Raw genomic sequence first — 21,678 nt, 5'->3', positions numbered from 1 at the left:
TTCTCGCCCTCGTTTTGGTCGCGGGGCGGGAGGAGTTCAAACACGTCGGGCTGTATTTTTTTATCGTATTTTCGTTTTTCTGTACCCCCGGCGGGGGGGGGGCGGGGGGCCGGGCCCGCCCCACTCCGCAGGCAGGTCAGGCGAGCGGGAACTCGTCGAAGAGCACCACCGCCGAGTCCGGCTGACGGGTGTCGAAGCGGTACGAACGCACCACCCCGGCCGCCGAGTCCAGCAGTGAGAACACCGTGATGTCGTTGCTCGCCACGTAGGGCAGCGGCTTCCCGGCGGCGTCGGTCAGCGGCGCGACGGTCGGCACCACCGGGGTCAGGCCTCCCGGGTCGCCCTGCCGGACGTGGTCGGGGCTCTCCGGCAGGTTGCGCGATGTCCCGCTGGACGGGTCGTACGCGCCGTAGCTGTTGCCGACGTTCGAGGTCTCCAGCCAGTTCACCCCGTCGGCGTTGCGGAACCGGTTCCACAGGTGCGAGTGGCCGTTGTGGACCAGGTTCACCCCGCCCGCCGAGAAGAGCGGCTCCAGGTCACGCAGGATGTGGTCGTCGGCGAGCGGGTAGCGGTAGCGCACTCCGGTCACCGCGCCGGTGGCCGGATTCCGGGTGATCTCCTGCACCGGATCGGTGAACGGCGGCGCGGAGTTGTCCCCCAGGCCGTGGCCGGGGTGGTGGTACATCACCACCCGGTACTTCGCCTGCCGGGCCGCGCTGGAGGCCAACTCCTTCTCCAACCAGCGGTACTGCCGCGAGCCCTTCTTCACCGGCTCGAAGATGAACTGCCCGTAGCCCCACTTCGCGTCGTCCGCCAGGTCCGCCGGGTTCTCGGAGAACTTGCCCCGGGTGTTGGCCGCCCCCGACCGCCAGATCTGGGTGGCGAAGAGGGTGACCAGGTGCACGTCGCCGATGGTCCGGGACCACCAGCGCGGCCCGCCCTCGGCGCTGCGCGGGTACGGGAAGATCTCCTCGTAGGTGGTGACGTCCCAGGAGTGCTCAGCCAGCCAGGTCTCCTCGTCGATGCCGCTCGGGCGGGTCTCCCGCCAGCGGCGGCGGGCCACCTCGATCGGCTGCGGGTCGTTGAACTGGCTGTCCAGGCCGGCCGTGTCGGACCAGCGCCCCATCACCTCGTGGTTGCCGATCGCCGGAAAGATCGGTGAGTGCTGGACCAGCGGCGCGCCCCGGTAGGTGCGTCCGGCGACGACGCGCTCGGCCCGGCCGGTCAGCCCGGCGAAGAACGCCAGCCCGGTGGTGCTGTCGAACCACTCGCTGGCCCGGTCCGGCACGTTGACCAGGTCCCCGGCGACGAGGATGCCGTCCAGGCGCACCCCGGCGGTCTCGGCGACCTTCTCCAGGTTGGCCGGGGTCATCGTCTTGAGCTGGTGGTCGCTGGTGAGCAGCAGCCGCACCGGCTTGCGCCGGGGCACCGCCGGGGCCAGGGAGTACGCGGCGGTGACCGTGGCCCGTCCCAGGTGGTCGACGGAGACCACCCGGTACGGCGTGCGCTCGCCGGACCGCAGGCCGGTCACCCGGGCCAGGTGCCGGTACACCGGCCGGTCCAGCACCGCGCTGTACGTCCGGCCGGGGACCGCCGAGGAGGCGTCCTCCCGGGTACGGCTCAGTCGGGTGGTCTCGGCGGCGACCCGACGCCAGCCGGAGCCGGCGGCCCGGCGGCCGGTGGCCGCGTCGAGGGCGGCCCCGTCGTCGAGCGTGGCGACCGCCGAGCCGACCAGCACCACCTGGGTGGTGCCGTGCTCCTCGGTGTGCCAGACGACGTGGACGCCGCTCGACTGCGGGTCGAGCAGGTACGGCTCGCAGAGCAGCGGCCGGCCGCCGAGGCGCGGGGTGGGAGCGTCGTCCGGTTCGGTGGGGCGCGGCGCGGCGACGGCGGGCGCGGCCCCGCCGCCGACCACACCGGCGGCCACGGCGGCACCACCGGCGAGGGCAAGGACGTTACGGCGGGTGAGACTTCCGGAGTCGTCGTCGGTGGCGGAGCGGTCAGTGTGGTTCTCGGTCATGACCTGCACCTCAGCAAAGAGGTCTGACCGGCGTACCCCGTGCGGGTGAACGGCACCGCGCGGCCCGGTGAACCGGTCTGCGCCGACCACCGGCGATCCGTCGACCGCCACGGGGGGTGACCGGCCGACGCCGCCACCGTCGCCGCACGGCCGACGCCCGCAGATCCGGCATGGAATGTTGCCCCGTGCATCTCCCGCTGTTCACATCGATGCCGATAGCATCGCTGGGCATGAATATTAGGAGCATCACACGCTCGCGAACCGGACGGATGATCACTGCCGTCGCACTGACCGTCGCGGTGGCGGTACCCGTCGTGGTGACCTCCGCCTCGGCCGCGACGGCTCTCACCGTGGCCCAGGCGCTCGCCGCCCAGGACGGCCGCACGGCGACCGTGACCGGATACGTCATCGGCCAGCCCACCTCGACCACGACGGTCCTCCGGTCCGGCTTCACCGCCGACACCGCGATCGCCATCGCCGACTCGACCGCCGAGACCAGTGCGAGCCGGATGCTCTACGTCCAGGTCACCAGCGCGTACCGGAACACGTTCGGGCTGCTCACCAACCCGGACCTACGCGGGAAGCAGGTCACCACGACCGGCACGCTGACCGCGTACTTCAGCCACGGCGGGCTGAAGAGCCCGACCGCGATGAGCCTCGGCGGCACCACCGCGCCGTCGCCGACGTCGTCCCCCACGCCCCGTCCGACCAGCACCGCCCCGGGCGGCGACTACGACCCGACGTACTACGCCGACGCGATCGGCAAGACCGGCAGCGCGCTGCGCAGCTCGCTGCACTCGATCATCAAGGTGCAGACGAAGCTCTCCTACGACCAGGTGTGGGAGGCGCTCAAGGACACCGACCAGGACCCGGCGAACACGAACAACGTCATCCTCCTCTACACCGGACGCTCGCAGAGCAAGAGCACCAACGGCGGCGGGGCGAACGACTGGAACCGCGAGCACGTCTGGGCCAAGTCGCACGGCGACTTCGGCACCTCGACCGGCCCCGGCACCGACGTGCACCACCTGCGCCCGACCGACGTCTCGGTGAACTCGACCCGGGGCAACAAGGACTTCGACAACGGCGGCAGCCCGGTCGGCGAGGCCCCCGGCAACTACACCGACGCCGACTCCTTCGAGCCGCGTGCCGCGGTCAAGGGCGACGTCGCCCGGATGATCATGTACATGGCCATCCGGTACGAGGGGAACGACGGCTGGCCGAACCTGGAGCTGAACAACTCGGTCAACAACGGCAGCGCGCCGTACCACGGGAAGATGTCGGTGCTGCTCCAGTGGCACCAGGCCGACCCGCCGGACACCTTCGAGAAGCGTCGCAACCAGCGGATCTACGAGCAGTGGCAGGGCAACCGCAACCCGTTCGTCGACCACCCGGAGTGGGCCGCCTCGATCTGGGGCTGACCCCCGCTCGCGGCCGGTCCCGGACCCCCGCTCCGGGACCGGCCGTGGCACATCGACGAAAGCCGAGGCTTTACCGCGTCGAGATCGACTGTTATCTTTCCGGAAATCGCTGCAAGTTCTTGCGGCACCCGGACCTCGGACGTCGGAGAAGGCCCATGCCCGCACCTCGCGCCCGGCGTACCCGGGCCGCCCTCGCCGCCGGACTCGCCGCCGCGCTGACCGCCGTGGCTGCCCTGGTCGCGCCCATGGTCGCCGCGCCGCCGGCCGCCGCCGCGATCGACGCCCGCGCCCTCGGCGCACGTTACGACAGCAGCGGGTCGCGGATCACCTTCCGGGTCCACTCCGCCGCCGCCACCCGGATGACCGTCAACGTCTACGCCACTCCCACCGGCACCGGCGAGAACGCGAGCTATGTGCTCACCCGGGACTCCTCCGGCGTGTTCGGTGCCACCGTCGAGGTCGCCGCGCTGCGGGCCGCCGGCGTCACCGGCACCGTCTACTACGGCTACCGGGCCTGGGGGCCGAACTGGCCGTACAGCAGCGCCTGGACCAAGGGCTCCTCGGCCGGCTTCGTCGCCGACGTCGACGCCGCCGGCAACCGGTTCAACCCCAACAAGCTGCTGCTCGACCCGTACGCCCGGGAGATCAGCCACGACCCGCTGCGGCCCGGCATGACCACTTCCACGACGTACGCCTCCGGGCCGGCGTACCGGACCATCGACAGCGGCCCGCACGCGGCCAAGGGAATCGTCCTCGCCGCCACCACGGCGAACGTCGGCAGCAAACCCACCCGGGCGCTCAAGGACGACCTCGTGTACGAGGTGCACCTGCGCGGGCTGACCCGCAACGACCCGTCGGTCCCGGCCGCCTACCGGGGCACCTACCGGGGGGCCGCGCTGAAGGCCGGCTACCTCGCCTCGCTCGGGGTGACCGCGGTGGAGTTCCTGCCGTTGCAGGAGACGCAGAACGACACCATCGACGTCGACCCGACCAGCACCGCGGGCGACAACTACTGGGGCTACATGACCCTGAACTACTTCGCCCCGGACCGCCGATACGCCTACGACCGCTCCCCCGGCGGGCCCACCCGTGAGTTCCAGCAGATGGTCAAGGCGTTCCACGACGCCGGGATCAAGGTGCTGGTCGACGTGGTCTACAACCACACCGGCGAGGGCGGGGTCTACAACGCGGGCGGGTCGAACGTCTACGACATCGTCTCCTGGCGCGGGCTGGACAACCCGACCTACTACTCGCTCACCGCCGACCGGCAGTCCTCCTGGGACAACACCGGCGTCGGCGGGAACTACAACACGTACCACCCGGTCGCCCAGGACCTGATCGTCGACTCGCTGGCGTACTGGAAGAACACGCTCGGCGTCGACGGGTTCCGGCACGACCTCGCCTCCGTGCTCGGCAACACCTGCCAGCACGGCTGCTTCAACTACAACAGGACCGACCCGAACACCGCGCTCAACCGGATCACCCGGGAGATGCCGCCCCGCCCGGCCGGCGGTGGCGCGGGCGTGGACTGGATCGCCGAGCCGTGGGCGCTCGGCGACGGGACGTACCAGGTCGGCAACTTCCCCGTCGGCTGGTCGGAGTGGAACGGGCAGTACCGGGACACGCTGCGCCGGGACCAGAACAAGCTCGGCGTCACCGCGGTCACCCCGGGCCAACTCGCCGACCGGTTCGCCGGCTCCTCCGACCTGTACGGCGACGACGGCCGTCGGCCGTGGAACTCGGTCAACTTCATGGTCGCCCACGACGGGTTCACCCTGGCCGACCTGTACGCCTGCAACGGCAAGAACAACAACCAGGCGTGGCCGTACGGGCCCTCCGACGGCGGCAGCGACGACAACATCTCCTGGGACCACGGCGGGAACGCCGCCGACCAGCGCCGGGCGGCCCGCAACGGACACGCGTTCCTGATGCTCTCCGCCGGCACCCCGATGATCACCGGCGGGGACGAGGTGCTGCGCGGGATGCGCTGCAACAACAACCCGTACAACCTGGACTCGTCGGCGAACTGGCTCGGCTGGAGCCCGACCGCCGACCAGACCACCTTCCGGACCTTCGCCTCCCGGCTGGCCGCCTTCCGCCACGCGCACCCGGCGCTGCGGCCGGCGAACTTCTACTCCGCCGCCGACACCAACGGCAACGGGATGCCCCAGCTCGCCTGGTTCACCCCGGCCGGCACCAGCCCCGACGGGGCATACTGGGGCAACGCCGGCAACCACGCCCTCGGCTGGCGGATCGACGGCACCGAGTTCGGCGACCCGGCGTCGGCCGTCTACGTCGGTTACAACGGCTGGTCCGGGGACGTGAACTTCACCCTCCCGTCACCCGGTGCCGGGAAACAGTGGTACCGCGTCACCGACACCGCCACCTGGGCGGAGGGACCCAACCAGGTCGCCGTACCCGGGTCGGAGGCGCTGATCGGCGGCCAGGGCACCAGCTACCTGCTGCGCGGTCGCAGCCTGCTCCTCCTGGTCGCCCGCTAGGGAGATCGCGCCTCGTCGCAGGTGAACCGGACGACGACCGGGGTAGGACAGCCCGGAAGACCGCACGAGGCGCAGAGGGAGCGGCATGGCCACCAACACGATTCCGGACATCACGCTCAACGACGGCAACACCATCCCGCAGCTCGGCTTCGGGGTGTTCCAGGTCGAACCACGGGACACCGTCACCGCCGTACGCGAGGCGCTGCGGGTCGGCTACCGGCACATCGACACCGCCCAGATGTACGGCAACGAGTCCGAGGTCGGGCAGGCGATCCGGACCTCCGGGCTGGAACGGGAGGACGTCTACGTCACCAGCAAACTCAGCAACGCCTTCCACCGTCCCGACGACGCCCGCAAGGCGATCCAGTCGACGCTCGACGAACTGAGGTTCAACTACGTCGACCTGTTCCTGATCCACTGGCCGCTGCCGACGCTCTACGACGGCGACTTCGTCTCCACCTGGAAGGCGCTGGAGGAGTGCCGGGCGGACGGCCGGGCCCGCTCGATCGGCGTGTCGAATTTCCAGGTGCCGCACCTGGAGCGGCTCGCCGCCGAGACGGACACCCCACCGGCGGTGAACCAGGTCGAGGTGCACCCGTACTTCGGCAACGAACAGGTCCGGGCGTACGGGCGGGAGCACGGCATCGTCACCGAGGCGTGGTCGCCGATCGCCCAGGGCAAGGTGCTGGGCGACCCGGTGGTCACCGAGATCGCCGGGCGGCTGGGCCGCAGCCCGGCCCAGGTGGTGCTCCGCTGGCACATCCAGCGCGGTGACGTCGTCTTCCCCAAGTCGGTCACGCCGGAACGGATCGCCGAGAACATCGCGATCTTCGACTTCACGCTGGACGACGACGACATGTCCCGGATCAGCGCTCTCGACCGGGGCGAGACCGGCCGCCAGGGCGCGCACCCCGACACCTTCGACTGGATGCCCGCCTGAGCCCCGGGCTCAGCCTGCCTCGGGCTGCCCCGGCGGTCGATCCGGTCCGGTGGTGAGGTCCAGCCGCCAGTCGTGTGAGCGCATCAGCTGACCGGGCGGGAACTCGAAGTCGGTCTCGCCGAGCAGGGTGAACCCGGCCTTGCGGCAGACCGCGTTCGACGCGACGTTGTCGACCGACGGGAAGGCGTGGGCGTAACGGTGCGTACGTCGGGCGCGGACCTGGGCGACGGCGGCCCCGAGCGCCGCGGTGGCCAGTCCCCGCCCCTGGTACGCCGGCAGGATCGACCAGCCCATCTCGTAGACCGTGTCGCCGTGCCAGACGCGTTCCCAGTAACCGATGCTGCCGACCGCCTCGCCCTCCGGCAGCGACACCACCCGGAACATGCAGCCCTGGCCGGTGCCGGCGAAGTCCACGTACCTCCGGTGCCGGGCGAACACCTTCTCCTCACTCTCCGGGCCGCCGACGTGCCGTTTCATCTCCGGCGTGTTGATCTGCCGAAGCAGGTCGAGGTCGTCCTCCTGCCACGGCTCGATGCGAACCAGGTCCACCACGGCTCCTCCCGTCGGATTCGTCTCCCGACAGTGAAGCCCATCCTCCCGGCGACATCGGTGCCGCCCCCGCGACGGGAGCGGCACCGACGTCGGATCCGTCCTCAGCGGTCGGCGCAGATGGCGTACGACCGCAGGTCCCAGTTGCCGGCGAAGGCGTCCTCCTCGTACGCCCCGGAGATGACCGACGTCGGGGCGGTCGCCGCACCGCCGTTGGGGCTGAAGTCGTCCACCACGGCCTCGCCGGTCGCGCCGTTCACCTCGAACCCCGCGCCGGTCAGCAACGTGCCGTTCGGGCAGGTGGCCGTGACGTTGCGGAAGTCGTCGGAGTTCAGCGCGCTGGTGGCGGCGACCCGGATCAGGCCGGGAACCGGGTTCGCGCAGAGGGCGTACGCGGTGGCCGTCCAGTTGCCGACGAAGGTGTCCGACTCGTACGCCCCCACGGTCACCGCCGTCGGCGCGCTGACGACGCTGCCGTTGGGACGGAAGTCGTCCACGACGCCCTCACCGGTCACCCCGGTCAGCTCGAATCCGGCACCGGTCATCACCTTGCCGGTGGGACAGGCGGCGGTGGCGCTGTGGAAGGGGTTCGAGTCCGTGCTGCTCGCCGCCGAGATCCGCACCAACCCGGCCAGCGGGTTCGCGCAGACGGCGTACGCGGTGACCATCCAGTTCGCGGTGGTCGGGTCCGCCTCGTACGCCCCCACCGTCAGGGCGGTGGGAGCGGTGGCGGGCCCACCGTTGGGACTGAAGTCGTCCACCACCACCTCACCGAGCCCACCGGTGATCTCATAACCCGTGCCGACCAGTACCTTCCCGACCGGGCAGGTGGCGGTGACGCTGCGGAAGTCGTTGGAGTTGCTGGGACTGGTCGCGGAGATCCGCACCAGCCCGGGGACAGCGGCCGAGGCCGGACCCGCCGGAGCGGCCATAACCGCGACGGCGACACCGAGCACGAGGACGAGCCCTCGGGTTCCGAGGCGCCGGAACCCTGTCTGATCTGACATGCGTTACTCCTGTTCCGTCCCCCGGTGACCGCGTGTGTCGCGGGGTGCCGGGGATCGTGGCCGTGGCGCATTGACGTGGGGTGACCAGCCGGCCCGGAGCCGGCTGGGGATCCGACTACAAGGGGTCACCGAAGGCGCGGTGAAACGGCGTCACATCGTCGCGCAGATGGCGTAGGACCGAATCGACCAGTCGTTGCTGTAGGGGTCCTCCTCGAAGGCGCCCGTGATGATGCTGCTCGGTCCGGTGGCCGGGCCACCGTTGGGGGTGAAGTCGTCCACCGCGACCTCACCGAACCCTTCCCGCACCTCGTACCCACCACCGACCAGCACCTTGCTGGCCGGGCAGTTGGCCGTGGCGCTGCGGAAGTCGTCCGAGCCGCCGGTGCTGGACATGGTGATCTGCACCAGGCCGGGGAGCGGATTCGCGCAGATCGCGTAGGCAGTCAACGACCAGGGGCCGGAGAAGGGGTCCGCTTCGTACGCCCGCACGTCGACCGCGGTCGGAGCGGTGATGGACGTGCCGTTGGCACGCAGGTCGTCCACCATGGCCTTGCCGACCACCTCCTGCATCTCGAAGCCGGCGCCGGTCAGCTGCTTGCCCGTCGGGCAGGTGGCGATGGTGGAGTGGACATCGGACGAGTCGCCGCCGTTGGTCACCGAGACGCGTACCAGCCCGGCCACCGGGTTGGCGCAGACCGCGAAGGCCTGGACCATCCAGACGTCGGGGAACTCGTCGACCTCGTACGCCCCCACCGTGATCGCGGTCGGTGCGGTGGTGGGACCGCCGTTGGGACGGAAATCGTCGATCGTCACCTCACCGGACGCGCCGACGATCTCGTACCCCCCGCTCAGGAGCACCTTGCCCACCGGGCAGACGGCGGTGGCGCTCTGGTAGTTGTTGGAGGTCAGGGTGCTGGTCGCGGAGATCCTCATCAGGCCGGGGACGGCGGCCGATGCCGGGCTCGCGGGAGCGACCACACCCACGAAGGCACCGACGAGCACGAAGACGAACGCTGGGGCTCCGAAGCGCCGGAAGCGTGTCTGATCTGACATCGTTGCTCCTTTTCGTCCGTCCGGTCGCGGCACCACGTGCCCCGGAGACCGGACTTCTTGGCTGACCCGATTACCGCGAGCAGTCGGACGCCCCGGCGTCATTCGAGCAATGACCACGCCAGACGATCGACTGCTCCTCCCTCGTCCGACACCACCCGCATGTCGCACAGCCGGCTCGGAAGCCGGAACGCGGGTGGCCGCCCCCGCTCGGGGAGGGTGAACTGGTAGCGACCACCGTGGTCATGGTCGCTCCGACGGCGTTCAACGTCGTCACTGCGAGGGTGCCCGGAGTTGACGGCACCGTGTCGCCCGAGGACTGCGTCCACTCACCCGACGACGGCAGACCGGGTGCACTGTCGAGCCCGTTCCGGCTGGCCCACGGTGTGCGTCCCCTACGGTGGACGGCATGAGCCGCGCACCCGTGCTGCACCTGGTCGTCTCCGCCGCCGGCCCCGCCCGTGGCATCCCCGCCCTCGTCGACCTGCTGATCGCCGACGGCTGGACGGTCTGCCTGATCCTCAGCCCGACCGCGGCGACCTGGCTCGACCGCGAAGCCCTCGCCGAGGCGACCGGCCACCCGGTGCGCGTCGAGTGGCGGCTCCCCGGCGACCCCGAGCCGCACCCCGTGGCCGACGCCGTCGCGGTCGTGCCGGCCACCTTCAACGTGATGAACAAGTGGGCGAACGGCATCAACGACAATGTCGCCCTCGGCGTCCTCAACGGGGCGCTCGGCGCCGGCCTGCCGGTGCATGCCTTCCCGTACGTCGGCCGTGGCCTCGGCAACCACCCCGCCTACGCCGGCAACCGCCGCCTGCTGGAGCAGGCCGGCGTCGTCGTCACCGACCTGCCCGACCCGGACCGGGAAGGCTGGCAACCGGTCGTCGGCATCCTCCGCCCCACCCGTGTACGCCGCTCCGCCGCGTGATGCACCTTCTCCGACCACGGCAAAACCCTCTACAGATCCCCACGATGTGTAGAGGGTTTTGTTGGTGCGCGTCCGGACCCAGGTCGCGCAGCGTCAGTGGGCGTCGGGCAGGTGGATGCGGTGGGCGGGCACGCCTCGCAGTGTCCACGTGCACGACACCCTCGCGGACCACCCGGTTCTTCGTGACCCACGTGATCCCGCCGACGGTGACCGCTCGCGCGAGCGGCGACAACAGAGCGCCGAGGCTGGCCGCCGTCATCAGATACGAAACCTGGCGACTCAACGGCCAACCTCCCGATTGACTTGATCTACGGATCAGCCTCGCGACCCTATGGCCCGACCGGGCACTGTGGAACGGACAGAATGTGCGAATCCTGCCGGTACCGCTTCAGGGCCGAGAGGATTCCCTGGTTGGCTTCCCAGCCGTCCGGGAACTTGACCGGAACGTTGAGGTGGACCGGCTCGGTGGACGGGTGGGCGTCCAGCAGCTCCGCGATCCCGGCCCGTGCGACCACGATGCAGGCGTGCCGATGCCGGGACGTCAGCACGCAGAGTCGCCCCGACTCCAGGTGGAACGCGGTCGCGTCCCGCCGGCCGGAGAGCGGGTGCAACACGATCGTGACGTCGTACTCGCGGCCCTGGAGCCGGTTGGCGGTGTCGACGGTGATGCCCGCCCCGGCCTCGCCGAGCCGCGCGCGGATTGCCGCGACCTGGTCGCGGTGCGCGGCCCCGACGGCGATCCGGGACGCGTCGACCGGGGACGTCTCCCCCGACGAGTACGCCACCGCGCCGCGTTGCAGCACCCGCAGCGCCAGCGCGGCACACGCGGCTGCCGCCTCCCCGTCGGTGCGCGGCGTGTGCCGGGCCGGCAGCTCGTGCAGCGCCCAGCCCGACGACGCGGCCAGCTCCACCGTCGCGTCGAGCGCGTCACCCGGCCCGGCCTCGGTGAACGTCAGAACCCGGTCGTCCGGCCCGGTCCCGGCGCGGAATCCGGTGAACGGATAGAAGGCCGCCGCCACCACCGGGGCCGCCGAGGCGGGCAGCCGCCACGACACCGGCAGCCGGTGCACCGGCAGGTCGGGGTTGTGCCGCAGCAGCACCGCCACGGCGGACTGCATCGGATCCCAGGTCAACCCGGTCCAGCGGGCGGTCTCGACGGTCGAGAACGGATCGAGCTGGCCGGGATCCCCCACGAACAGGGCCCGCTCGAACCTGCCGGCCACGCGCAACAGGGCGTCCGACCGCATCTGGTACGCCTCGTCCACGATCGCCCACGGCCAGGAGCCGTCGGCGACGGTGGCCCACTTGGCGGCCGTACCGATGATGACGGCCGGACCGCCGAGGTCGGCGACCTTCGCGGCGACCCGGACCGTCTCGTGGGCCCTGATCCGCTCGGTCGGCCGGTAGTCGGCGGCCGACAGCCGGCCGATCGGCAGTTCGGCGGCCTTTCGGGCGAGGCGGTCGATCAGGTCGTCGACCTGCTCGTTGGTCTGCGCAATGATGATCAGCGGCTCGCCGGCCTCGGCCAGCTCGACGGCGGCCCGGACGACGAGCGTCGACTTGCCGGCCCCGGGCGGCGAGTCGACCACCACGCCCCGGTGGTCGCCCGAGCGCAGGTCGGCCAGGACGGCGGTGATGACCCGCTCCGCCTCGACCCCCGGCGGCAGATCCAGAGCAGTCCGCATCGTCCCCACTTTCCTCAAGGCGGCCCTGGTGACCTTACCGATGAGCAGGCCATAGACCGGATTCCTGTGCAATGCGGCCAACCTGCTCCCGAGCGGCCCTTGCCGCGCGTGCAGTGGAACCGACACCTCCAGGCCGACCGGGAAGCCGAGGGAGCCACGCCGGAAAACGGGACGCTGTCCAAGATCCGACATCTTGGGCGCATCCTCGGTGGGACCTGGCACTTTCCTCAGCGGCGCGGAGCCAACTCGCATCTTCCCTCGGTGACCGGCGCAGCACAGGGCAACCTCAAACACGACCCCTCGTTATCGTGTCGGCTTCCCAACCCTCACTTCACAAGGACGGCACGTGGGCATCATCCGGGAGATGCAGCGGGCGCATGCACGCCAGGTGCGCGCACAGCGGCAGGCTCAGGCTGCCGCCCACCGGCATCACCAGCAGTTGGTCCGGGCGGCGGAAAGCGCCCGAAAAGCTGCAGAGCGCGCAGCGGCGGCAGACGCGCGGGAACGCAAACGACTTTACGTTGAGGCGCGCCTGGCCGAGGTCGCCGCGAACAACTCAGAACTGCTGGGCCACCTTGAGGAGCTCGACAATCTACTCACGGCTACCCTTACCGTAGATGATCATATCGACTTTGGCAGATTGAAGAAGTCGGTAGAGCATCCGGCCTTCAACCCAGGCTCCCTCGGCAACCCGTTACCACCCCCTGATTGGCGCCATTTCGAACCGCCGCAGCCCAGTGGGCTCGGCAAGCTGTTCGGCGGACAGGCGAAGTACCAGCAACAGGTGAACCTGGCTCAGCACGCGTTCGGTCAGGCTCAAGCGCAGCATGCCACAGCCGAGGCTGACCGACAGCGGCGGCTGGCCGCCGCGTACCAGCGGTACCAGCAGCATCGCGAGAAGGTTGAGGCAGAGGTAGCCACACACAACGCGGAGGTTGAGCGGTTCGCAGCGGCGGTCGCTGCGGGTGATCCGGCTGAGGTCGTCGAGTACTTCGGCATGGTGTTGAGCAACTCCGTGTACCCCGACGATTTTCCTCAGCAGTACCGACTGGCCTACGTGCCGGAATCGCGTCAGCTCATCGTCGAATACCACCTTCCGACCATGGAGGTGGTGCCCGCCATACGCGAGTACCGTTACGTGAAGGCACGAGACGAGATCACCACAACCGCTCGTCCTGCCAAGGAGATCAGGGAACGGTACGCGGACATCGTCGCCCAGGTGACGCTCCGCACGGTGCACGAGATGTTCGAAGCCGATCGGTCGGGGCTCGTGGAAACGGTTGTCTACAACGGCATCGTTCACACGACAGACCCGCGCACCGGCGCTGCCGTCCGCCCCTGCCTGGTGACACTCCGCACCACCCGCGAGGTGTTCGCCGAGCTGAACCTGAGCAAAGTCCAGCCCACGGCGTGCCTTCAGCATCTGAACGCCTCCGTCTCGAAGCGTCCAGAGGCCCTGGCTCCGGTGCGGCCGGTCCTCGAGTTCGACATGGTGGACAAGCGTTTCGTTGACGAGGTCGATGTCCTGGCGGATCTCGACCAGCGACCCAATCTACTCAAGCTGACTCCCACGGAGTTCGAAAGCTTGATCCAGAATCTCTTTGCCAGGATGGGTCTGGACACCAAGCAGACTCGGCCCTCGCGGGACGGCGGCGTCGACTGTGTCGCCTACGACCCCCGCCCGATTTTCGGGGGCAAGGTGGTGATCCAAGCCAAGCGGTACCGCAATACGGTCGACGTCTCGTCAGTGCGAGACCTCTTCGGAACCGTACAGAACGAGGGTGCCTCCAAGGGGATCTTGGTTACCACCAGCGGCTATGGTCCAGCGTCGTACGATTTCGCCTCGGGGAAGCCGCTGGAACTCATTGACGGATCCAACCTGCTTTACCTGCTCGCCGAGCACGCGGAGGTGAAAGCCCGCATCGATCCCAGCGAGCTCGACTGATTCGATGGTTTCGCTGCAGGTTCTCCCGCCGCATCGGGCACAGATCATGCACTTCACCCACATCCACAACCTGCCGGCGATCCTGGCCGCCGGGCGACTCGTCGCCGACAACGCGGTGGGTGAGCGCCTGGCAACCGATGTCGGCTCCGCCGCCATCAAGGCGAGCCGCCGAGCCCGGCAGGTGCCCTGCCCACCCGGCGGCGTCGTCGCGGACTTCGTACCCTTCTACTACGCGCCACGCTCCCCGATGATGTACCGCATCGCCTGTGATCACCGCGACGGCAAACCCAACTGTTACCCCGGCGGGGATGATCCCTTGGTCTACCTCGTGAGTTCGGTCGACCGAGTCCATGCCGCCCGGCTGAGCTGGGTCGCCAGCGACGGCAACTGCGCCGCGGCGCTCACGTCCTTCTCCAACTCGCTGCCAGATCTGGCGGAGCTGGTTGACTGGCCGCTGATGCGGGAAGGCGTCTGGAAGAACACCCCAGACGACCAGGACCGGATGCGGAGGCGGATGGCCGAGCTACTCGTGCACCGGGAGTTCCCGCTCGACCTGATCCTCGGCTACGCCGTTCGGACGCAGGCTCGGGAGGAGCAGTTGAGGCAGGTCCTCCGCGACGCCGGCATCATCAACGCGTACGTTGGTGTCAGACCGGACTGGTACTACGGCTTCGGGCGAAGGGAGGTGCAAGGGTGATAGTCATCAGCCACGGAAACCTGCTCACCGCCGAAGCGGAGGCCCTGGTCAACACGGTCAACACGGTCGGCGTCATGGGAAAGGGAATCGCCCTCCAGTTCAAGCGCGCCCACCCGGCCAACTACAGGGCGTACCGCACTGCTTGCGCGGCGAAAGATGTCACATTGGGCAGGATGTTCGTCTTCGACTCCGGCCTCGTGGGCTGCCGCCGCTATGTGATCAACTTTCCGACCAAGGGCCACTGGCGGGCTAGCTCCAAGCTGTCTGACATCCGCGCGGGTCTCGTTGACCTGATACGAGTGGTACGCGAACGGCAGATCAGCTCGGTCGCGGTGCCGGCTCTCGGCTGCGGCAACGGCGGACTCGAATGGGACGAGGTCCGACCGCTGATCGAGCAGGCTTTCGCTGAATTACCCGAGGTCCGAGTCCTTCTCTTCCCGCCTGAGGGGCCTCCCGAGCCAGCCGACATGCCTGTCGCCACCGAGAAGCCACCACTGACCCGAGGGCGTGCCACCCTGCTCCGCGCGATCGACCAGTACCTGGAACGGTCTCAGGCCGTGGAACCGAGGGACGGCATCACCACCCTGGAGATCCAAAAGATCGCCTACTTCCTCCAGGTACTCGGGGAGCCGCTGCGGCTCTCGTTCGTGCGAGGGCAGTACGGTCCATACGCGGAACGGCTGAACCACGTGCTCGACCTCCTCGAGGGGCACTACCTGATCGGATTCGGTGACCGCTCCGCGCGAACGGAGGAGTTGCGGCCGATCCACGTCACAGAAGGGACATCGGAAGCCGTTTCCACCTGGTTCGAGGTACACAGCCCGGAATCCTCCGATTCGATCGAGCGACTCGTCGAACTTGTGGACGGCTTCGCTGCCCCGTACAGCTTGGAACTGCTCGCCACCGTCCACTACGGGGCCCGGGTTGACCCGGCGACCAACGACCTGGGCGAGCTGATTCACCGGGTTCAGGCATGGAGCGGGCGGAAGGCCAGGCTCTTCACGTCTGCCCACATCACAGCCGCCTACCAGAGGTTGCAGTCCACGAAACTCTTGCCAACCCTGGTGACCGCGTCGTCCTGACCACCGAGCGGCTCGTCGGCGGTACGGTGCGGGAGTGGAACAGCGGATCAGCCTGATCACCCTCGGCGTCGCCGACCTGGCCCGCGCCCGCGCCTTCTACGAGCGGCTCGGTTGGCACGGTCAGGAGGTCGAGGAGACCGTCTTCCTCCAGGCCGGAGGCCTCGCCGTCGTGCTGTGGAGTCGCGGGAAGCTCGTCGAGGACGCCGGTGTCACCGACCGGGGCGACGGTGGCTTCGGCGGGATCACCTTGGCGCACAACGTCCGTACCCGGGACGAGGTCGACGAGGTGCTGGCCGAGGCGGCCGATGCCGGGGCGACGATCACGCAACCGGCCCGGAAGACCTTCTACGGCGGTTACGCCGGCTGCTTCGCCGACCCGGACGGCCACGTCTGGGAGATCGCCTACAACTCCGGGTTCACGCTCGCCCCCGACGGCTCGCTCACCCTGCCCGACTTCGGCCAGCCCTGACCCGGAACGGCGTTCCCGGGCGAAGCCGGCTACGGTGCCCCGGTGATCGAACCGGCCCGGGGCATCTACGAACATCTGATCACCCGTGAGCTCGCCGAGCGCCTTCATCACCTTGATCCTGCCCAGGTCCAACACCGTCGCCTCGATCCCGCCGACGCGCACCAGATCCTCACCCGGCACCTGGCCGCCCTGATCAGCCGAGCCCTGAACGCCGTCCCCGGCGGGGACGATCGGCTCACGCGGCAGGTCGAGTTGGCCAACCGCCTCGCCGACGTGATCGCAGAGCTGGATCCCGGCGCGGCCGATCACGGCGACCAGGTGACCGACGCCCAGAACCTGCTGCACGCCATCGCGGCCCCGCCCGTCGCGCCCGCACAGCCGATCTTCCCGCCGCGTCCCGCCACCCCGCTCTCCACCGGTGCCCTGCTGGTGAACGGGCAGCACCAGCCCCGGATTGGGCACGAGGTCGTCCACGAGATGGCCTCCGCCGACCATGTCGACCTGCTCTGCGCGTTCATCAAGTGGCAGGGGCTGCGGATCGTGGAGCCGGCCGTCCGGGAGCTGATCGGACGCGGCGGCCGGCTGCGGGTGATCACCACGACGTACCTGGGGGCCACCGACCAGCGGGCGCTGGACCGGCTGGCCGAGTTGGGTGCCGAGGTCAAGGTCTCCTACGAGACGCGGACCACCCGGCTGCACGCCAAGGCGTGGCTGTTCCGCCGGGCCAACGGCACCACCACCGCGTACGTCGGCTCGTCGAACCTGTCGAGGACGGCACTGGTCGACGGGGTGGAGTGGAACGTGCGGATCGCCAACCTTGAGCAGCCCCACGTCATCGACACTTTCACCGCCACCTTCGAGGACTACTGGAACGACCCGGCGTTCGAGAGCTACCACCCCGCAGCGGACGCGGACCGGCTCAGGGTGGCGCTGCGCGGTGAGCGTCCCGACCCGGCGTCCACCCAGATCGCGAACCTGGACGTACGCCCGTACCCGTACCAGGCGGAGATTCTGGCCGGCCTGGACGCGGAGCGGCAGGTGCACGGCCGGCACCGCAACCTGGTGGTGATGGCGACCGGCACCGGCAAGACGGTGGTGGCCGCGCTGGACTACCGCCGCCTGCACCGCAGCGGACAGGTCGACTCGCTGCTCTTCGTGGCGCACCAGGAACAGATCCTGCGACAGAGCCTGGCCACGTTCCGCCAGGTGATGGGCGACGGTAGCTTCGGCGAGATGCTGGTCGCCGGCGACAAACCACGAGACTGGCGGCATGTGTTCGCCTCGATCCAGTCGCTGCACCGGCGGGAGGTCGTCCCCGGGGCGTACGACATGGTGATCGTGGACGAGTTCCACCACGCGGAGGCGCCGACGTACGCCCGACTGCTGGAGCGGCTGCGACCGCGCGTCCTGCTCGGGCTGACGGCGACCCCGGACCGGGCCGACGGCGGCGACGTACGGCGGTGGTTCGACGGCCGGGTCGCCGTGGAGCTGCACCTGTGGGAGGCCTTGGAGCGGCAGTTGCTCGCCCCGTTCCAGTACTTCGGGGTGCACGACGACGTCGACCTGTCGCACCTGCGCTGGAAGCGCGGCCAAGGCTACGACCGGGCCGATCTGGAGGGTGTCTACACCGGTAACGACGCGCGGGCGCGGCTGGTGCTGCGGGCGGTGCGGGACGCCGTCGACGTGGACCGGATGCGGGCGCTCGGGTTCTGCGTCAGCATCGGGCACGCCGAGTTCATGGCCGACTGGTTCACCCGGCACGGCGTCCCGTCGGCGGCGGTGACCTCCGGTGTCGGCCGGGAGGCGCAGCACGGGCTGATCCGGGACTTCCGGGCCGGGACGCTGCGTGTCCTCTTCACCGTCGACCTCTTCAACGAGGGCGTCGACCTGCCGATGGTCGACACGATCCTGATGCTGCGGCCCACCGAGAGCGCGACGATCTTCCTTCAGCAGCTCGGCCGTGGCCTGCGGCTGGACGACGACAAGCCGTGTCTGACGGTGCTGGACTTCATCGGCGGGCAGCACGCCAACTTCCGCTTCGACCTGCGCTGGCGGGCGCTGACCGGGGTCAGCCGGCGGGCCGTCCGGGAGGCCGTCGAGCAGGACTTCCCGACGCTGCCGAGCGGCTGTCACATCCAGCTCGACCGGGTCGCCAAGAACATCGTGCTCGACAACCTGCGATCGGCCCTGCCCACCTCTCGCAAGGGTCTGGTCGCGGAGCTGCGGCAGCTCGGGGACGTCAGCCTGGCCGGGTTTCTGCGGGAGACCGGGCTGGAGGTCGAGGACGTCTACCGGTCCGCGTCGCTCGGCGGCTGGACCGGGCTGCGTCGCCTCGCCGGCATCGAGACGTCGACGCCGGGACCGGACGACCGGGAGCTGGGCCGGGCGATCGGTCGGATGCTGCACCTCGACGACGTCGACCGGCTGGACCTGCTGGCCCGGGTCGCGGCGGGCGACCGCCCGGAGCCGGGGCGGCGCTGGGACATGCTGCACTTCGACCTGTGGGGGCCGAACGCCCCGCTGTCGTCGCGGGAGGAACGGCTGGTCCGGCTCTGGGCGGAGCCGGCCCGCTGCGCGGAGCTGCGTCAGGTGGTCGAGGTGCTGCGGGAGCGGATCCACCGGGTCCCAGGGCCGTCGCCGTCGTCCGGCGTGCCGTTGCGGGTGCACGCCCGGTACAGCCGCAACGAGGCGTGCGCGGCGTTCGGCATGCCCAATCCGGGATCGCTGCGGGAGGGGGTGAAGTGGCTGGCAGCGGAGCGGGCCGACCTGTTCTTCGTCACGCTGGTGAAATCGGAGCGCCACTACTCCCCCACCACCATGTACGCCGACCGTGCGGTCACCGACCGGCTGTTCCAGTGGGAGTCGCAGAGCACCACGTCGACCGCCTCACCGACCGGGCAGCGGTACGTCCACCACGCCGCCCAGGGCTCGACGGTGCACCTCTTCCTGCGGGAGAGCCGGGTCGCCGACGGTGACCTGGGCGCGCCGCCGTACCTGTACGCGGGGCCGATGACGTACCGGGAGCACAGCGGGGACCGGCCGATGCGGATCCTCTGGGAGCTGGCCCACCCGCTCCCGGCCGACGTGTACGCTGCCGCCCGCGCCATCGCCGCCTGAGCCGTCCACTCCGGACGGCTGGCATGATCACAGGGTGGCGAGCAGCGGGGACATCAGGCACGAGGTGCTGGCCCGGCTCACCGGGTTGCGACTGCACCAGCACCGGGGCCGGCGGGCGCCGCACAAGCCTCTCCTGGTGCTGCTGGCCCGCGCGGTTGAGCGACCTGATCGCCGAGTTCGGCCCGGCGTCGCGTACCGGGCGGACGCAGAGCGCCGCATACCCGTTCACCCGGCTCCGGACCGACGGGGTGTGGCTGCTCGACCGGGACGTACCGATGGATCTGATCACGCCGCTCACCGGGCGGAACCCGAGCGGCCGGCTGGCGCCGGAGCTGGAGACGGCACTGCGCCGGGACCCGGCGTTGCTGCACACGGTGGCCCGCACCCTGGTGGAGAGCCATTTCCCGACCACCGTCGCACCGGACGTGCTGCTCGCCGCCGGACTGGACCCGGAGGTGGTGCTGGCCGCCGGCACGGCGGTCGGCACCACGCGCGGCCGGCGGCGGGATCCGCGCTGGCGGGGCGCGGTCCTGGCGGCCTGGGACCGGCAGTGCGCCTTCTGCGGGTACGACGGCCAGCTCGGCTCCGCCTCGGTCGGCCTCGACGCGGCGCACATCCGCTGGTTCGCCTACGACGGGCCGGACGAGCCGGGCAACGGGCTGGCCCTGTGCGTACTGCACCACAAGCTCTTCGACCTCGGTGTGATGGGCCTGGACCTGGCGCTGCGGATCGAGGTGTCGGACGCCTTCACCGCCCGTACGCCGGCCGGCCGGGCGGTCTACGAGTTACACGGACGCGAGGTGCGTCCGGGTCGTCCGGGCAACACCGGCCCGGCCGCCGAACACGTCACCTGGCACCGCCGCGAGGTGTTCAAGGGCGCCCCGCTGGCCGTCACCGCGCGGTGACGTCGCCCAGCCGGTCAGGGGGCTTCGACAGCGGAGATGCGGTACTTGTGGACTGAGGCGTCCCGGACCGCCACGGTCTGCTCGTCGCCAGCGCCAGCTGCCCGGCCGGCCGGAGCGCGCTGCTCGCCCGGCAGTACTTCTTCGGCGGGGCCTGGGCCACCCGCCTTGTCCGCGTCAGCTTCGGTCCCGGCTGCTGATCGAACGACACCGTACGGATGCCCGGCGGCACCAGGCCGTCGGGCATCCTCGGGACCACGAGCGTCGTCAGGTGGACGCCCGACGCCGGAAGGCCCGGCACACCCTTCAGGACCGGGTGATCGCGTTGGCGTGGATCGCCTCGCTCAGGTACGCGGTCAGCCCCGGCCTGATCGCCTCGTAGTGCGCGGTGAACCGGGGGTCGGCGAGGTACATGTCGGCCAGTCCGGTCTGGATCTCGTAGCTGCACTCGTAGTACCAGCGGCTGATGTGCGCCCGGTGTTCCTCGGCCAACTCCATCGCCGCCGGGCTGTCGGCCGGGGCGCCGGACTCCATCACCGCCACGATCCGCCGTCCCCAGTCCGCCGTCTCCTCCTTGACCCGCAGCCAGTCGGCCTTGGTGTAGCCGGCGGTGCGCCGGGTCGACTCCCGGTACGCCTCGCTGCCGCCCCAGCGCTGTTCCGCCTCCTCGGCGTGCGCGTCGGGGTCGAAGTCACCGAAGACCTCGAACCGCTCCTCGGGCGTGAGTCGGATGTTCATCTTCTTCGCCTCCATCGCGAACTCGATCGCCGTCACCATCTCCGCCAGGCGCTTGATGCGTACCGTCAGCAGCTCGTGCTGCCGGCGCAGGTGCGCCGCCGGATCGGCACCCGGGTCGTCGAGGATGGTGGCGATCTCTTCCAGCGGGAACCCCAGCTCGCGGTAGAAGAGGATCTGCTGGAGCCGATCCAGGTCCGCGTCGTCGTAGCAGCGGTACCCGGCCGGGGTGCGCCCGCCCGGCGAGAGCAGCCCGATCTCGTCGTAGTGGTGCAGCGTCCGCACGGTCACCCGGGCCAACCGGGCGACCTCTCCCACCGTGTGCGTCATGGTTCCTCCCTTCACCGGAACCACGGTCCCGCCTCCCGTCACGTGAGGGTCAACCCCGGCCGGAGAGATCCCCACCACCACCGACACCCCCGCTTCCGTCGGGAGGCGGGACCGGGGGCGTGCGACTGGCGGGCAACACGTGAACTTCCGCCAAGCAGCGGTACGTCCGGCACGTCGAGCCGCTTCGACGGTGCGCCTCATCGGCCGGAAGACCCGGGCGCCCCAGGGAGACTGGGCGCGCCGCCGTAGCTGTACGCGGGGCGATGGGGTACCGGGAGCACACCGGGGACCATCGGATGC

At 70.1% G+C, this 21,678-nt stretch carries 15 protein-coding genes and 1 pseudogene; 10 read left to right on the top strand and 6 right to left on the bottom strand.

Translation table 11 applies throughout. From position 1 onward, the window contains the following. Positions 1 to 136: 136 nt before the first annotated feature. On the bottom strand, positions 137 to 2,020 hold the full coding sequence (locus ACIBJE_RS30335; protein WP_396753701.1) for a metallophosphoesterase family protein: 1,884 nt from the start codon (positions 2,018 to 2,020) through the stop codon (positions 137 to 139). Between the two features lie 269 nt (positions 2,021 to 2,289). On the opposite strand from ACIBJE_RS30335, the gene ACIBJE_RS30330 reads away from it, so the two are divergent. The 3 genes from ACIBJE_RS30330 (at position 2,290) to ACIBJE_RS30320 (ending at position 6,882) form a co-directional block, all read left to right on the top strand. Continuing rightward, positions 2,290 to 3,441 carry an endonuclease gene (locus tag ACIBJE_RS30330; protein WP_396753700.1) on the top strand — a complete coding sequence of 384 codons (1,152 nt, stop codon included), beginning with the start codon at positions 2,290 to 2,292 and terminating at the stop codon, positions 3,439 to 3,441. Positions 3,442 to 3,596: 155 nt separating this feature from the next. Beyond that, positions 3,597 to 5,942, top strand: a complete 2,346-nt coding sequence (locus tag ACIBJE_RS30325; protein WP_396753699.1) for an alpha-amylase family glycosyl hydrolase — start codon at positions 3,597 to 3,599, stop codon at positions 5,940 to 5,942. 85 nt (positions 5,943 to 6,027) lie between these two features. Beyond that, the gene (locus tag ACIBJE_RS30320) at positions 6,028 to 6,882 is read left to right on the top strand and encodes an aldo/keto reductase (protein WP_396753698.1); all 855 of its coding nucleotides are present in this window, start codon (positions 6,028 to 6,030) and stop codon (positions 6,880 to 6,882) included. A gap of 9 nt (positions 6,883 to 6,891) precedes the next feature. Here ACIBJE_RS30320 and ACIBJE_RS30315 read toward each other — a convergent pair whose 3' ends face one another. The 3 genes from ACIBJE_RS30315 to ACIBJE_RS30305 form a co-directional block, all read right to left on the bottom strand. Beyond that, complete coding sequence (locus ACIBJE_RS30315) at positions 6,892 to 7,431, bottom strand: GNAT family N-acetyltransferase (protein WP_396753697.1); 540 nt, start codon at positions 7,429 to 7,431, stop codon at positions 6,892 to 6,894. Positions 7,432 to 7,535: 104 nt separating this feature from the next. Then, positions 7,536 to 8,438, bottom strand: a complete 903-nt coding sequence (locus ACIBJE_RS30310) for a hypothetical protein (protein ID WP_396753696.1) — start codon at positions 8,436 to 8,438, stop codon at positions 7,536 to 7,538. Positions 8,439 to 8,588: 150 nt separating this feature from the next. Next, positions 8,589 to 9,491 carry a hypothetical protein gene (locus tag ACIBJE_RS30305; RefSeq protein ID WP_396753695.1) on the bottom strand — a complete coding sequence of 301 codons (903 nt, stop codon included), beginning with the start codon at positions 9,489 to 9,491 and terminating at the stop codon, positions 8,589 to 8,591. A 406-nt stretch (positions 9,492 to 9,897) separates the two neighbouring features. Between ACIBJE_RS30305 and ACIBJE_RS30300 the strand changes: the two genes are divergently transcribed. Beyond that, the gene (locus tag ACIBJE_RS30300; RefSeq protein ID WP_396753694.1) at positions 9,898 to 10,416 is read left to right on the top strand and encodes a flavoprotein; all 519 of its coding nucleotides are present in this window, start codon (positions 9,898 to 9,900) and stop codon (positions 10,414 to 10,416) included. Positions 10,417 to 10,745: 329 nt separating this feature from the next. Here the strand turns inward: ACIBJE_RS30300 and ACIBJE_RS30295 are convergent, their stop codons facing one another. Further along, on the bottom strand, positions 10,746 to 12,101 hold the full coding sequence (locus ACIBJE_RS30295; RefSeq protein WP_396753693.1) for an AAA domain-containing protein: 1,356 nt from the start codon (positions 12,099 to 12,101) through the stop codon (positions 10,746 to 10,748). A 346-nt stretch (positions 12,102 to 12,447) separates the two neighbouring features. On the opposite strand from ACIBJE_RS30295, the gene ACIBJE_RS30290 reads away from it, so the two are divergent. The 6 genes and pseudogenes from ACIBJE_RS30290 to ACIBJE_RS30265 all read left to right on the top strand — a co-directional run bounded on the left by ACIBJE_RS30290 (position 12,448) and on the right by ACIBJE_RS30265 (position 20,316). Then, a complete protein-coding gene (locus ACIBJE_RS30290; RefSeq protein ID WP_396753692.1) occupies positions 12,448 to 14,046 on the top strand; it encodes a restriction endonuclease in 1,599 nt (532 codons plus the stop codon). Between the two features lie 4 nt (positions 14,047 to 14,050). Beyond that, positions 14,051 to 14,743: a DUF4433 domain-containing protein gene (locus ACIBJE_RS30285; protein WP_396753691.1), complete on the top strand. Its 693-nt coding sequence runs from the start codon at positions 14,051 to 14,053 to the stop codon at positions 14,741 to 14,743. Beyond that, a complete protein-coding gene (locus ACIBJE_RS30280) occupies positions 14,740 to 15,825 on the top strand; it encodes a macro domain-containing protein (protein WP_088980447.1) in 1,086 nt (361 codons plus the stop codon). Before ACIBJE_RS30285 ends, ACIBJE_RS30280 begins: the two co-directional genes overlap by 4 nt. A gap of 34 nt (positions 15,826 to 15,859) precedes the next feature. Next, positions 15,860 to 16,294, top strand: a complete 435-nt coding sequence (locus tag ACIBJE_RS30275; protein ID WP_396753690.1) for a VOC family protein — start codon at positions 15,860 to 15,862, stop codon at positions 16,292 to 16,294. Positions 16,295 to 16,336: 42 nt separating this feature from the next. Next, positions 16,337 to 19,411, top strand: a complete 3,075-nt coding sequence (locus ACIBJE_RS30270; protein WP_396753689.1) for a DUF3427 domain-containing protein — start codon at positions 16,337 to 16,339, stop codon at positions 19,409 to 19,411. 34 nt (positions 19,412 to 19,445) lie between these two features. Beyond that, positions 19,446 to 20,316 (top strand): annotated as a pseudogene (locus ACIBJE_RS30265) (phosphorothioated DNA-binding restriction endonuclease). 303 nt (positions 20,317 to 20,619) lie between these two features. Here ACIBJE_RS30265 and ACIBJE_RS30260 read toward each other — a convergent pair. Next, complete coding sequence (locus ACIBJE_RS30260) at positions 20,620 to 21,378, bottom strand: MerR family transcriptional regulator (protein WP_396753688.1); 759 nt, start codon at positions 21,376 to 21,378, stop codon at positions 20,620 to 20,622. Between the last annotated feature and the right edge of the window lie 300 nt (positions 21,379 to 21,678).

Source organism: Micromonospora sp. NPDC050187, assembly GCF_044459745.1.
Classification (GTDB): domain Bacteria; phylum Actinomycetota; class Actinomycetes; order Mycobacteriales; family Micromonosporaceae; genus Micromonospora.
The sequence above is the reverse complement of the archived record's forward strand: the minus strand, read 5'-3'. Positions and strand labels throughout refer to the sequence as shown.